This is a genomic window from Leisingera sp. S232 (assembly GCF_049800895.1).
Classification (GTDB): Bacteria; Pseudomonadota; Alphaproteobacteria; order Rhodobacterales; family Rhodobacteraceae; genus Leisingera.
Genome location: NZ_JBNAFX010000002.1, coordinates 56,332 through 70,084, shown reverse-complemented (window position 1 = coordinate 70,084; position 13,753 = coordinate 56,332). Strand labels below are relative to the sequence as shown.

Here is a 13,753-nt window from a genome sequence, read left to right as displayed (position 1 = left end):
GCAGGCTACCGGACCTGCCGTTATTGTCCAGAGGATGCGGGCTGCCTTGGCAATCTACAGCACGTAACGGCTGACATCCGCAGAGCGGCCAAGCTCGCCCAGGTTCTTCTTGACGAATTCGGCGTTCACCGTGACGGCCTCACCCGAACGGTCAGGGGCAGTAAAGGAGAGTTCCTCGAACACCCTTTCCATCACAGTATAAAGCCGCCGGGCACCGATATTCTCGATGGTCTGGTTCACTTCGGCGGCAATTTTGGCCAGCGCGGCAATGCCATCCTCGGTGAAAGTCACAGCAACTTCTTCGGTGCCCATGAGGGCAGTATATTGCCGGGTCAGCGCATTGTCTGTTTCGGTCAGAATACGGACAAAGTCCTTTTCGGTCAGCGCCCGCAGGTTTACGCGGATCGGCAAACGGCCCTGCAGCTCTGGCAGCAGGTCAGAGGGTTTGGCGATATGAAAGGCACCGGAGGCGATGAACAGGATGTGGTCGGTTTTGACTGGTCCGTGTTTGGTGCTGACAGTGGTGCCCTCAATCAAAGGCAAAAGGTCGCGCTGGACCCCTTCCCGGCTGACGTCACCGCCGCGGGTTTCCTGACGGGCGCAAACCTTGTCGATCTCATCCAGAAACACGATGCCGTTCTGCTCGACTGATTCCAGAGCTGTGCGGGTCACGGTTTCATCATCCAGCAGTTTGTCGGCTTCCTCGCTGATCAGCACTTCATAGCTTTCGGCAACGGTCAATTTTTTGCGGGTGGTACGCCCGCCCATGGCTTTGCCGAACAGATCGCCGAGGTTCAGCATACCCATATTGCCTGCGCCGGGCTGGCCGGGGATGTCGAACATATTGCCCATCGGGTTGGATGTGTCGGCGACGTCCAGCTCAATCACAGTGTCGTCCAGTTCCCCGGCCTTTAGCTTCTTGCGGAACATCTCGCGGGTGGCTTCGCGGGCATCAGTGCCGGCAATGGCTTCCACCACACGGTCTTCGGCGGCTTTACGAGCGTTAGCCTTAACGTCGTCGCGCATGAACGCGCGTGTTTGGGCAATGGCGCTGTCCACCAGATCGCGGATGATCTGTTCCACATCGCGGCCTACGTATCCGACTTCGGTGAACTTGGTGGCTTCAACCTTGATGAAAGGCGCGCGGGCCAGTTTGGCCAAGCGGCGGGAAATTTCTGTCTTGCCGACGCCGGTGGGGCCGATCATCAGAATGTTCTTGGGATATACCTCGTCACGCAGATCGTCGGCCAGCTGCTTGCGCCGCCAGCGGCTGCGCAGGGCCACGGCAACGGCGCGCTTGGCTTCTTTTTGGCCGATAATGAAGCGGTCCAGTTCCGAGACGATTTCGCGGGGGGTCAGATCGGTCATGTCAGTCCTTTCCGGGGCAAAACTTCTGAGAAAAGTTCTGCTAAGAATTTTGCGGAAAATTCTCAGCCGCCAATGGTTTCGACGGTCAGGTTTCCATTGGTGTAGACACAGATATCAGCGGCGATGGCCATGGCGTCGCGGGCCACAGCTTCGGCGGATTTATCGCTGTCCATCATGCCGCGGGCAGCTGCCAGGGCAAAATTCCCGCCGGAGCCGATGGCAGCGACATCATGTTCTGGTTCCAGCACGTCGCCGGCACCGGTGATCACAAACATGTCCTTGCCGTCGGTGACGATCAGCATCGCCTCCAGCTTTTGCAGGTATTTATCGGTGCGCCAGTCCTTGGCCAATTCAACACTGGCGCGGGCCAGCTGGCCCGGTGTGGCTTCCAGCTTCACTTCCAGACGTTCGAGCAGGGTAAACGCATCTGCAGTCGAACCGGCAAATCCCGCCACCACGTCAAAGCCACCGGGTGACAGACGTCGTACCTTGCGGGCGGTTCCCTTGATCACGGTCTGGCCCAGCGACACCTGGCCGTCGCCGGCGATGACAACTTCGCCATCCTTCTTCACGCCGATAATGGTGGTGCCGTGCCAGCCTGGGAATTGATCGTCTGCCATTCATGCCTCCAAATTTCTGCTCTCTATATGGAACCATCACCTGCAGGGCACAAGGGATTGGATGCGGAGGATACAGCTGCATACGGTATGCAATGGGTGCAGATCGGGACTGAGAATCCAGCAATTGTGAGACTCGGTCGCATATCCTACATGGGGCTCACAACCGGCACAGGGTCGGCTGTTTCTAAGAAGGACTAGCGCAATGACTACAGCAAACATCTACGCGCCGCTCGGAGCAGTCACCGTTCTCCGCGTGGTCGATACCGTGATCAACGTGAAAAACGCAATCGTTGAGTGGAACGAAACCCGCCAGACCCGCAACGCTCTGGACAAGCTGTCGGACGCTCAGCTGGAAGACATCGGCCTGAACCGCGGCGACATCGCATCGCTGTAATTCATCGATCAGCACCAAATTCAAAAGCCGCCCCATTCCGGGCGGCTTTCTTCGTTCAGGGCCTGGTTCAACCGCTGATTTTATACTTTCCGGCCTGGTCTGGCAGCCAGGCTTCGATTGCAGCGGTTGCAACCACGTGCCGGGTTTCGGCCGCGGCATCTTCAACATCCAGACCCCCCTTGACGGCGCGGACACTGGCCCGGCCCCGTGGCAGGTCTGTGGCCACCAGATCGCAATCCACCGCCTCTGGCTGCTGCACGCCGATGGTCACGTCGACACGCATCTCGCTGTGGTCGATCCCCAGCTTGGAAAACAAGGTGATTGAGGAGTGATGCAGCGCGTCCTGTACCGCGCGCCGTGCGGCCTTGGTATAGTCCTGGCCGTAAAGATCATTGCCCATGCCCATTTCCAGGATGATCCGTTTCTCGCTCATTGTGCAGCCTCCATATCAAAGGACACGACAACGGCTGCATTGGCGATCACTGTGCGGCCGCCGTGGGGCTTCTCGATGTTCAGCCCGCCTTCCACAACCCGGATGCTGGGCTGGCCATAGGGGAAGATCTCCTTCAGCGCCTCAGTGTCCACGGCCTCCGGTTTCTGCACGCCGATCTCGGCGTCGATGATCATGTCTTCCTTCCGGAACTCAAACAGCTCCGCCATGTTGACGGAGTTGTGCCACAGTGCATCCTTGATCGCGCGGCGGGCGGCTTCGGTGTAATCCTCCCGCCTGAGCGATGTGCCCATGCCGAATTCCACCAGTACCCGTGTCTTGGCCATACTGCCTCCTGAAATTGCATTCGTCCGGACCGTCACAGGCTTGGAAGGTTAAGAAAAGAGCCAGTTTGTCGCGAATGGCTGGGCCAGTAACAAACAAAAAAGGCCATCCCGCGAGGGACAGCCTTTGGAAATCTGTCTTGGATCAGGTTTAGATCGATTCTTCGATCCAGGTCTGCAACGCAGCCTTCGGAGCAGCGCCTGCACGGTTGGAAACCACCTGACCGTCTTTGAAGAGGAACAGCGCCGGGATACCGCGAACGCCCATGGCGGCAGCGGAGTTCGGGTTGCTGTCAACATCGACCTTGGCGATTTTCACCTTGCCATCGAATTCTGCGGCCAGCTCTTCCAGAGCGGGGCCAATCTGCTTACAGGGACCGCACCACTCAGCCCAGAAATCCACCACAACGGGGATCTCGGAGTTCCTGACTTCGGCGTCAAAGGTGGCGTCGGTGACGGCAACGGTGGACATATGCATGTCTCCATGGAGTTATGTGGCAACTGGAGTTGGAACCTATGTACGGCTTAACGGATCGTCAAGGTTCCATCCGCCGCAGCAGTGCTGCAGTAACGCGGTCGTGCGAAAGCGGCATCAGGATCGCGGTGCGGGTCCACAGCAGCGCGGTCTCAACCGCCCGGTCCGGGTAGATCTGTCTCAGCGCATGGGCATAGGCACCCATCTGGCGCAGCAGGCCTTCGGGGCATTGCTCAGCAGTTTCTGGCACTGTGGCGTTCGATTTGAAATCCACCGCGACGACTTTTTCCGGTGTGACAATCAGCCGGTCGATAATGCCATGCAGGCGGCTGCCGTGCAGGTCCGCAGTGACCGGCACCTCCGCCAGCGTGTCGGGGTGGAAAATATGCGAGAGATCCGGGTTCTTCAGCACAGCGGTTGCTTCACATAGCAATTCAGCGGTGTCATCGGATTTTTGCAGCAGGTTCTGTGCCAGCTGCGGCCAATCTTCCTCGGCCCGACCCGGCAGGTGTTCCAGCAGCAGATGCAGCCGGCTGCCGCGAGCCTTGGCTGCTGTTTCATCCAGTCCTTGATCCCCGGCCAGGGCTTTGGCGCCTCCCAGGTCCGAAGGGCTGAGGGCTGGCGCCGGCGCTGCATAGGCAGGAGCGATGCGGGTGAAAACTTCAGGCAGGCTATGCGTTTCAGCCGCTACGGCAGTCGGAACGTCCAGTGGCAGCCCGTCCCAATCGCCATGCTGTAAGCGCAGGCCGGTGCCGCCTCCAGTCACGCATTCCATGGCGCAGCCTTCGTGCAGGGCGCCTTCAACCATGCGGTACCAGCTGTCACCCGGTTCACCAGTATCACCGGCGGCGGCCACGATCAGCCACTTCTCTGCGCGGGTTAGAGCCACATACAAGAGCCTCAGCCGCTCATTCTGCAGCTTTTCCTGTGCCGTCTCACGTGCGGCCAGCATGGCGGCAGGCATCTGCTCTTTGGGTACCTTCCAAACCGGGGTGCCGCCCGCCAGCATGATCTCTGGATCCGTGGGTGGCCGCCGTTTTGCAGTGTCCGGCAGAATGACGATTGGCGCCTCCAACCCTTTGGAACCATGCACCGACATCACCCGGATCATGTCACCGGCGGCGCCCATCTGTCGTTTGATCTCCAGATCGTCCGTCTGCATCCAGACCAGAAACCCGGTCAGGCTCGGTACATCGGTGCGCTCGTAAGCCAGCGCTTGCGACAACAGCGCGTTGATGCCGTCCTCGGCTTCTGGCCCCAGCCGGCCCAGCAGCTTCTGGCGACCGCCGTGGCGGGTCAAAATGCGCTCGATCAGGTCAAAGGGCCGCAGGAAGTCCGCATTTGCGCGCAGGTCATTCAGCACCGCCATGGTTTCCGGGAAATCCCCTGCCCGCCCGCGCAGCGCAGGCCACAGGTACATCGCCTCGCGCCGGTGCGCGAGATCGAACAGCGCCTGCTCGCTCCAGCCGAACAGCGGCGATTTCAGAGCCTCTGCCAGAGATAAAGAGTCTTCTGGAAGAGCCAGAAAGCGCAGCAGCGCCGCAATGTCTTTGACTGCGAGTTCCGCTCCGACCTTGAGCCGGTCAGCGCCGGCGATGGGCAATTCTGCCTTCTTGCAAGCGCGGATGATTTCCGAAAACAGCTCTGAACGGCGCTGCACAAGGATCAGGAAATCACCGGCCGTCACAGGCCGGCGCCGGAAAGTGCCGCGTTCAGATCCATCCTCGGGGATCGTCACGCCGGTCTCGATCATCTCCTTGATCGAACGCGCGATACGTTCGGCCAGGATCACCGTGTGGTGGCGGCTGCTGGGGCGGTCGACGGGGCTGGTCCAGTCGGGGTCTTCGTCATCCTCGACCTTTTCGACCACCGGCCACAGGTCCACCCTGCCCGGCAGATCAGATTTAAAGGCACGGTGCAGCGCCTCCTTGCGGAAACCTGCGCGGGGGCTGTCTTTGAACACCAGATCGACCAGTTTCAGGATCGCCGCTGAGGAACGGAAAGAGAAATCCAGCGAGGCATCCTGCAGCCCTGCCCCGGTTTCCGCCAACCGCTTGCCGAACTCCTCTTGCATTCGGTCAAAAGCGTCGGGGTCCGCGCCCTGAAAGGAGTAGATTGACTGCTTTTTGTCACCGACCACAAAGATGGTGCGTTCGACGTCCGAACGCGCGCCCTCGCCGGCCGTGAATTCCTGTGCAAGCTTCTCGATTACGTCCCATTGCACCGGGCTGGTGTCCTGCGCCTCATCCACCAGGATATGGTCGATACCGCCATCCAGCCGGTACAAAACCCAGGCCGCCACGCCCGGGTCGTTCAGCAATTGCCGGGCCTTCAGGATCAGGTCGTCAAAGTCCAGCCAACCGCGCAGCTGCTTGCGGCGCTCGTACTCCGGCAGAAAGGCTGCGGCAAAACGGTGCAGGCCGTGGCTCTTGCGCGCCGCAGTCAGCCCCAGGCGTTTGGCGCGGGCAGCTTCAACCCGCAGCATCAGCGGTTCCAGCTGGTCCATCAGCGACAGATGAGATTCGCGCAGCTTCTTGGTCGGGAATTTGCCGACCTTGGCGGTGAATGGCTCTTTGGCGCTGGCGCCGGTCAGAAAGATGCCTTCAAGCGTACTCAGATCACCAAGCGTTGGCACGGTGATACCGGTCAGCTTGGCAGCGGCTTTCTGATCGGTCGCACCGCCTTGCCCCAGCATCTCGCGGGTGCGCTGTAGAAGCTCTTCTTCTCCGCCCAAAAAGACCAACGCTTCCAATGCGGACTCATCAAACCCTTCAGGCAGATCGAACAGCTGCAACAGCCCGTCCCAATCCATCGGTTCGCCAAAACCGGCGCGGCGTTGGCAGATGGCTGCGGTCAGGGTTTCGAAATCGCTGTCGCTGACATGGCGCGCCAGCGCATCCACCAGCGGAGCCTCTGTGCCTTGGGCAAAATCTTCCATGATTTCGGCGCGCAGCAACTGGCCCGCCCGGTCGTCCATTTCGGAAAACTGAGGGCTGACGCCGGCCTCCAGCGGGAAACGGCGCAGAAGCGACGAACAGAACGAGTGAATGGTTTGGATTTTCAGCCCGCCCGGCGTTTCAATGGCGCGGGCAAACAATGTCCGCGCTTTGGCGAGATCTTCGTCGGCGGTGTTGATCTCGCCCAGTTCGGTCAGGGCTGCAATCAGTGCCTGATCGCCCAGCATCGCCCATTCGCCGAGGCGCTTGAACAGCCGGTTCTGCATCTCGCTGGCCGCGGCCTTGGTGTAGGTCAGACACAGAATGTGCTGCGGCTGCACGCCCTTCAACAGCAGCCGTGCAACCCGGTCGGTCAGCACTTTGGTTTTGCCCGAGCCGGCATTTGCCGCCAGCCAGGTCGAGGCATCGGGGCGGGCGGCCCTGAACTGCGCCTCAGAGGCGGCATCGCGAATGGTCATGTCAGATCCTCTGGCTGCGGCGTGGCGCTGCGGTCCCATTCGCCGTAGCGCGCCAGATGGTCAAAATCGCCGGCAATGTCATCCCGATGCACCATGCGCCGGCTCGAATAGCCTTGTTCAGGCTCGAAATAGGCCCCGATCAGGGTGCGCAGCTCTTCCCAGACCTTGGCAGGTGGCTGCTCGCCCAGCGGTGCGCGCACTTCCTTCATCTTGCTGCCCAATCCTATGAACAAGGCACGGGCGACTTCGGCCGGCCCGAGGTCTTCAAAGGCGCCTTCCTCGGCCATCGCAGCCTCGATCAGCAGTTGTTTGTCAAACTTCTTCTGCTGGGCTTCCGAAGGCGGCGCGCCGGTCTTGTAGTCGTAAAGATGCAGGAAGCCGCGGTCGTCCATGTCAATCCGGTCGGCACGGCAGGCGATGGTGAAGTCCAATGGATTCAACCGGGCGCTGCCTTTGGCCTCAAACGCCACTGGTTTTGCACGGGACTGGCGTTCCTGCTCGGCCAGCACGAAATCCGCAGCGATCTTGCGGATGCGGGTGTGCCACAGGATGCGGGCAACCGGCCAGGGCACGTGTATGTCCAGCAGCGCGCCGGTCTTGGCGATGAGATGCTCAGCGGTCAGCAGAGAGGGATCGGCCTGGGCTTCCTTAATGAAATGCTCAAACACCTCATGCACGACGATGCCGCGCAGCAGGGCGTCGGGTTCCTGCACCAAAGCATTAAGCGGCCTCAGCCGCAGCACATGTTTGGCGTATATCGCATAGGGGTCGCGGATCAGCCGGGGGATTTCTGTGATTGTCAGCCGGCGCGGGCGGCTGGCCACCGGCGGGCGCGGAGACGGGCGCGGCATCTGCGGAATCGGCGCCGGTTCTTCCAGCGTTTCAGCCCAGCCGAGCCACTGTCGGCCCTTGGCCCGCATGGCCGCCAGCGCATCGCGGCCGCCTTGTTCGGGCAGGCCGGACAGCAGGTTGATCAGCCGGTTCAGCCAGCGTGAAGGGACGGTATCGGCCTCCTCCGACCGTTCGGCACGGGTCAGCCAGACCTCGGGCGCGGCAATGGCCTGCTGAAAATCATGCGCCGACAGGCCGATGCGGCGTTCCGGCAGCAGCAGTCCCGCCTGATTGCGCAGCTGGCGGTTCAGCCAGGGATCGGGAGAGGCGGCCTCGGGCCAGCTGCCCTCGTTGAGGCCGCCAAGGATCACCAGATCGGCCCCTTGGACACGTGCCTCCAACGTGCCCCATATCATGATCGAACCATAGGGCGCGTCGCAGTCGCGCACTTCGCCCTGGCTCAGCAATGCGCCCAGCAGATCCGCAAAATCGCGCGCGCTCATCTCACCGCCAAAGGGGGCTTCAGCTTCCAGGTTTTCGATGCAGGCAAGCGCGGCCTGGCCCGCCTTCTTGTCCCAGAGTGTGCCGGCGCCCTCAGCCTGGCTGCCAGAGGCGATGCGTTCGGCTAGACTGCGCAGCCGATCGACCCAATCGGTCAGAGGCAGAGTGCCTGCACCGTGCTGATCTGCAAAGCAGGCAGACAGCCATGCAGTCCAGCCGGGTGTCAGCTCCCGGCCGGTTTCAAATCCGGCAAAGGCTTGGGCATCCGGGAATGGAGGACCATTCCGGCGCAGGGACAGCTCCAGCTCGCGGGTCTGACGCAGATGGTCACCGCGGCCGGCGCCATCATGGCACAGAGGATGCTTCAGCAGAGTCAAAAGACTGTCGCAAGCCAGCGGCTTACAGAACAGACCCGCCACATGGCGCAGGAGACGGCCGGGCGGAGACAGCTGCAACGGCTGGCCGGCTGAGTCGTCGGGCAGGATGTCCCATCGGTCCAGTGCTGCAGAGACCTGGCGGGTCAGCATCCGATCCGGGGTAATCAGCGCAGCGGTCTGGCCGTCCTCCGCTGCCTGGCGCAAGCGCAAGGCAATCGCCAAAGCCTCAGCACGCGGGCTCGGGGCCTCGACCAACGTGACGTTTTCTGCGGCCCGGTCCAGCCCGGTCAGCTGTGGGCCTTCGCTCATCCAGGCGTCGGTGACCGGGGCAGGGCGCAGGGCCAGTGACACCAGCTGGTTGCGTTCGGGCGAAACCGGTGACGCAGCGGTCCACGGTCGCACATCCGCCGGCGAAATCTCCAAATCTTTCATCAGCTTGTGAAAGCGGTACTGCGGATGATCTTCCGATATCATCGGATCATCCAGCCCGCTCCAGACATGTGCAGGCTGGTCAAAGTCGAACCCGGGCAGCACCACGGCGCCCTGCGGTAGACGGGCGATAGCCTGCATCAGCAGCAGCGTTGTTCCGCGCGACCCGGTGGAGCCGGCCAGGATCACCGGATGCTGCGGCGGCGCGTCCTGCCACTGCCTGATCAGGTTCAGCACCACCTGCCGCTGGCGGGCCTGGGCATCCATTGCGCCTTCATGCAGGCCAGTGAATTCATCGGCAATTCCGATAAAGGCCTGTGCCCGTGCCCAGTGGCCGGACATGTCGGACACATCCAGACCGCGGATCGTATCGGTGCTGACGCCTTCGCCCTGCATCTCGTCGATCAGTGCCGCAAGGCTGTCGGACAGATCATAAAGCGAGGCGCGCGAGGCGAGATCGGGCTGCGCGTCCAGCAGTTTGGCAATCAGCTGCGACAGCTCCAGCCGGCGCCGCAGCGGGGGCAGGGCGGGCGGCAGCCCTTCCAGCGTGGCGCGCTGGGCCAGATCCGTCAGCATCAGCATCCGCGGCAGCAGAAGGGCAGGGCCACCGTCAAACAGCGCCCGCACCCGCCGCGCCATGCGGGAGGTGTTGACGATCAGTTCGGCCCGGGCCAGTGCCTCGGGCGGCAGGTCTTGAGAGCGTCTGCGCAACCCTTCGACCAGCGCGCGGGGGAAATCGACCCCGCAGGGCAGGGCAAAGACGCGCGGGGTGCTGCTGGGTTCAAACATCATCTGCGGCGATCAGCTCCTCGGCCAAGGTAATTCCTTCGGGGTGGCCCACATCGCACCAGCGGCCGGGATATTCCAGCGCAAACAGGCGGTTGTCCGCAGCCATTTTGTTCCACAGCACATTCAGCGAGAACACCTGCTCGTCAATTTGATGCAGGCCATCCGTTTTCAGGATCTGCACCCCGCCATAAACCAGATTGCCGCCGCGGCTGATGCGGCCCGCGGCATCCGCCGAAAAATCGCCGCTGCCAGTGCGGCCTACTGTGCGTTCGGTGGGTACACAGACCAGCAGCGCATCCATCTGCTCCGGTTTCCAGGCATCCCGCGCCAGTTGCAGCGGATTCGGGCCTTTCCAGATGGCATCGGTGTTCATGGTGAAAACCGGTCCGTCTCCCAGCAGGGGCAGGGCATGGCGCAGGCCGCCACCGGTATCGAGGATCGCGGGCGCTTCATGGCTCAACAAGACATTTTCAGGCTCTAAAAAGGCTTTTAGCGGCTCAGGTTTGTAGTGCAGGTTTGCTGCAATTCGGGCCGGCTCCACAGCTTTGGCCAATGTCAGGGCGTGGGCAACCAAAGGTTGGCCTGCAACTTCAATCATTGGCTTGGGTTTGTCGCGGGTCAGCTCCCGCATCCGGGTGCCAAACCCTGCGGCAAACAGCATCACAGCTTCAGGGGAGCGCAGCATCAGGGCCTCAGCTTGTCCAGGTTTTCCGGAGAGGGTGCAGGCAGGCTGTCACGCAACAGGTCTGCCACCGGCGCCAGCGCAGGGTGGTCCAGCCCGCGAATAAAGTGATCCCAGACCCGCGGTATCAGGGTCACATAATGCGGTTTTCCATAGTCGATGCTGAGCCGTGCAAACACGCCGAGAATGCGCATGTTCCGCTGCACGCTCAAAACGGAATAGGCGGTGCGGAAACCGGATTCGTCCATATTGGCGGCAGCAATGTAGCGGCTGATCATTTGCATTTCTATTCCGGCAGGGACGTCGCGGCGCGCGTCCTGGAGCAGCGACATCAGATCAAATGCAGGGTGGCCTGCGCGCGCATCCTGAAAATCCAAAAGGCCGACGCGCGCGACGCCGGTCCGGTCCGGCAGCCACAGGAGATTTTCAGCATGATAATCCCGCTGCACCAGAACCGGATCGCCTTTGACGGTGTCGCGCAGAATGTCCTCGAAGTGGTCTTCGAAACGGGACTGCAGACCCGGATCGCAATGACCCAGAATGCCTGTCCGGTACTTTGACAATGCCAGCCCGGACATTTCCGCCATCAATCTTGGCCCATAGGGTTCCAGTTTCGGCATCGGAGCCTGGTGAAGGGCCACAAGAACATCCGTTGCGGCTTCGTAGAGTTCTTTTTCCAAGGCCGGTTCCCGCTGGATCACACGGGAAAACAGATCGTCGCCAAGGTCTTCCAGCAGAAGAAAGCCATGCACAGCATCCTGCGCCAGAATTTCAGGCGCACTCAGCCCCTGCGTCCGCAAATAGTCAGCTATGCGCACAAAGGGGCGCACGTCCTCGCCTTTCTCCGGGGGGGCGTCCATCAGGACGACGGTTCTGCCGTCTGGTCCGGTCAACCGTTCGTAACGCCTGTTAGAGGCATCGCCGGCCAGCAAACCGCGCTGCCAGTCGACATAGGGTGTCTGCGACAGAAATTTCTCGCAAAGGGTCTTTCGGTCAATCATGCGAAGATGCGCTCCATGAGAGGCTGCCATTTTGCGTCGCTCCAGCTGAATGTCAGCTGGCGGCGGTCTTCGATTTTCGGGTCAAGCGCCAACTGCAGACGCAGGGCGTGCGGCGGCGTCAGCTCCTGCAGCTTGCCGGGCCATTCCACCAGGCAGATTGCGGTGTCAAATGCGTCGGTCAGACCCAGCTCTTCCAGCTCATCCAGAGAAGACAGCCGGTATAAATCAGTGTGCCACAGCTCGCCTGCAGGCACATCGTATGTTTGCACCAGCGTAAAGGTTGGCGATGGCACGTCTTCTGGAACTTCCAACAAAGACTGGATGAGATGGCGCGCGAAATGGGTCTTGCCGGCCCCGATGACGCCATCCAGCAACAGGCAATCGCCGGGGCGCAGGGCTCCGGCGATACGGGCGGCCAGCTTGGCCGTTTCTTCAGGCGAATTCAGCGTGCAGGCCGCAGAGTGTGTGGTCATGGCGGTACAATGGCGCCGCCGCGAAGATGCTGCAAGCCGGTTTCCCGTTCAGCCCTGGGTGGAGGCTGGGAAGCGTTCCTGTGTGTCCGGCAGGGCGGCGGTTTCCGGAGAGCGGAAGGATACCATGGTGGCACCATTCTGAATGGCGGACACTCTGCAAATCTTCCGGGTGCCATCGCGCAGCTGAACATTGGACCACCAGGGATCGCGGGTTTCACAGCCTGCTACAAAGTCACGGATCTCTCCCCAAACCGGGGTGGGGACGCAGGTGTCCTGCCAGATCCGGCTGGCATCCATGATCGACACTTTGGCAAAGCTGGAATCGGGGTCCATCTGCCAAAGGTTGTCATAGGCGCTGTTGGAAAAGCTGAGGCTGCCGTCATTGGCAAAAACTGCAATGGCTTCGTTCATATGATCCAGGATTGACTGGCCCATCTCCAGTTCAGAGCGGAATTGGCGGGTCAGGGAGACTTCAGCAGTGATATCCTCGAACAGGAAAGCGATAGCGCCATCCGGGTGCGGCCGACCAGAGACTTTGTAGACAGAGCCCGACGGTAGCGACCAGGTTTCCTGGTAACGGCCTTCCGCAGCGGCTTCCAGAAGGTCCGCCATCTGATGGCGCCAGCTGGAGTAGCTTTTGGGTTCCGGCATCATCCGTTGATCGCGCAGGCGGTCAAAGAAGGTCAGCAGGTTGGGGCGCGAGCTGAGAAAGTTTGCAGACAGCGCAGTGAGATCAATCAGGACCGGATTGAACAGGACCAGCTGACGGTTGCGGTCAAAGATAGCCAGGCCAATCGACAGCTGGGCAAAGGTCTTGGCCAGAGTCTGAACAAAGTTGCGCTGGGCGACCTCTGCGTCAACGACAGCATTCACATCGACCGCATGACACAGCCAGCCAGCCTCGGTTTCGGTGGTCGACACGTTGTACCAAAGTTTTTTGCCACTGTCCGGCAGAGGGATGAAAATCCGTTCCGGTTTGCCACTGGTCATCGGATCATGCAGATCGGTGAACAAAGGCTCGGCAACATCCGTGCTGCGGCCACGGATCTTCTGACTGAGATTGTCATAGGCAAGGTTGGACCAGGTGACGCTGCCTTCTTCGGATTGCAGCCAGACCGGATAGGGCGCCTGATGCACGGCGGCGCGCAAGGTCGTCAATTCCTGATTTAGAGACTTGTTGTGCTCTTCCACAGTGCTGCGGCGCAGCTGCACACGGGTCACGCCATCGATCCATTCGCAATGCGCCTCGCGGCTTTCTGCAGCGGCAGTGCCGGACAGCACCAGCGGCCCCACGTCTTTGAGATATCCGGGCGACTGCGGCAGGCCGGGGTAACTGCGGGCCAGCTGATCGCGCAGCATGCTCCAATCAAAGTTTTCGGCCTGATCGCCAATGAATTTGCGGGCGCCAGAAGACCAACCGATCAGGCTGCTGTCGTCAAACAGAAAAACAGCATCAGTGCGGCCGTCGGCGGTCAGCAGGTCTTGTTCCATACTGTTGCGGCGGGGGGAAGGCGACAGCCACCAGACCGCGGCTGCGGCTGTGGCGGCGCACAGTGCAGCCAGTACAAACAATTCGATCGACGCGAAATTCTGCATGTTTTCCTGCCTAGTTCAGCTCTCGTTT

12 protein-coding genes are annotated in these 13,753 nt (G+C 61.1%); 1 reads left to right on the top strand and 11 read right to left on the bottom strand.

What is annotated here, in order from left to right; genetic code table 11:
* Positions 1-54 precede the first annotated feature (54 nt).
* On the bottom strand, positions 55-1,368 hold the full coding sequence (hslU, locus tag ACP151_RS01865) for an ATP-dependent protease ATPase subunit HslU (RefSeq protein WP_424977139.1): 1,314 nt from the start codon (positions 1,366-1,368) through the stop codon (positions 55-57).
* Positions 1,369-1,430: 62 nt separating this feature from the next.
* Positions 1,431-1,988 carry an ATP-dependent protease subunit HslV gene (gene hslV / locus ACP151_RS01860; RefSeq protein WP_424977138.1) on the bottom strand — a complete coding sequence of 186 codons (558 nt, stop codon included), beginning with the start codon at positions 1,986-1,988 and terminating at the stop codon, positions 1,431-1,433.
* Between the two features lie 202 nt (positions 1,989-2,190).
* Between hslV and ACP151_RS01855 the strand changes: the two genes are divergently transcribed.
* The gene (locus tag ACP151_RS01855; RefSeq protein ID WP_424977137.1) at positions 2,191-2,382 is read left to right on the top strand and encodes a DUF1127 domain-containing protein; all 192 of its coding nucleotides are present in this window, start codon (positions 2,191-2,193) and stop codon (positions 2,380-2,382) included.
* A 67-nt stretch (positions 2,383-2,449) separates the two neighbouring features.
* On the opposite strand, the gene ACP151_RS01850 is transcribed toward ACP151_RS01855, so the two are convergent.
* The 9 genes from ACP151_RS01850 to ACP151_RS01810 form a co-directional block, all read right to left on the bottom strand.
* Positions 2,450-2,815, bottom strand: a complete 366-nt coding sequence (locus tag ACP151_RS01850) for a Lin0512 family protein (protein ID WP_424977136.1) — start codon at positions 2,813-2,815, stop codon at positions 2,450-2,452.
* On the bottom strand, positions 2,812-3,159 hold the full coding sequence (locus ACP151_RS01845; RefSeq protein ID WP_424977135.1) for a Lin0512 family protein: 348 nt from the start codon (positions 3,157-3,159) through the stop codon (positions 2,812-2,814). The genes ACP151_RS01850 and ACP151_RS01845 overlap by 4 nt, the downstream gene beginning before the upstream one ends.
* A gap of 148 nt (positions 3,160-3,307) precedes the next feature.
* Positions 3,308-3,628, bottom strand: a complete 321-nt coding sequence (gene trxA / locus ACP151_RS01840; protein WP_424977134.1) for a thioredoxin — start codon at positions 3,626-3,628, stop codon at positions 3,308-3,310.
* 64 nt (positions 3,629-3,692) lie between these two features.
* Positions 3,693-7,046: a double-strand break repair helicase AddA gene (gene addA / locus ACP151_RS01835; protein ID WP_424977133.1), complete on the bottom strand. Its 3,354-nt coding sequence runs from the start codon at positions 7,044-7,046 to the stop codon at positions 3,693-3,695.
* Positions 7,043-9,976, bottom strand: coding sequence for a double-strand break repair protein AddB (gene addB / locus ACP151_RS01830; RefSeq protein ID WP_424977132.1), 2,934 nt, complete (start codon positions 9,974-9,976; stop codon positions 7,043-7,045). Before addB ends, addA begins: the two co-directional genes overlap by 4 nt.
* The gene (locus ACP151_RS01825) at positions 9,966-10,658 is read right to left on the bottom strand and encodes a nucleotidyltransferase family protein (RefSeq protein WP_424977131.1); all 693 of its coding nucleotides are present in this window, start codon (positions 10,656-10,658) and stop codon (positions 9,966-9,968) included. Before ACP151_RS01825 ends, addB begins: the two co-directional genes overlap by 11 nt.
* Entirely contained in the window at positions 10,658-11,656 is a 999-nt protein-coding gene (locus tag ACP151_RS01820) for an aminoglycoside phosphotransferase family protein (RefSeq protein WP_424977130.1), read from the bottom strand. Before ACP151_RS01820 ends, ACP151_RS01825 begins: the two co-directional genes overlap by 1 nt.
* Positions 11,653-12,129 (bottom strand): tRNA (adenosine(37)-N6)-threonylcarbamoyltransferase complex ATPase subunit type 1 TsaE, encoded by a 477-nt coding sequence (gene tsaE, locus ACP151_RS01815; RefSeq protein WP_424977129.1) that lies wholly within the window; start codon positions 12,127-12,129, stop codon positions 11,653-11,655. Before tsaE ends, ACP151_RS01820 begins: the two co-directional genes overlap by 4 nt.
* Before the next feature lie 48 nt (positions 12,130-12,177).
* Positions 12,178-13,725 (bottom strand): PAS-domain containing protein, encoded by a 1,548-nt coding sequence (locus ACP151_RS01810; protein WP_424977127.1) that lies wholly within the window; start codon positions 13,723-13,725, stop codon positions 12,178-12,180.
* Positions 13,726-13,753: the final 28 nt, after the last annotated feature.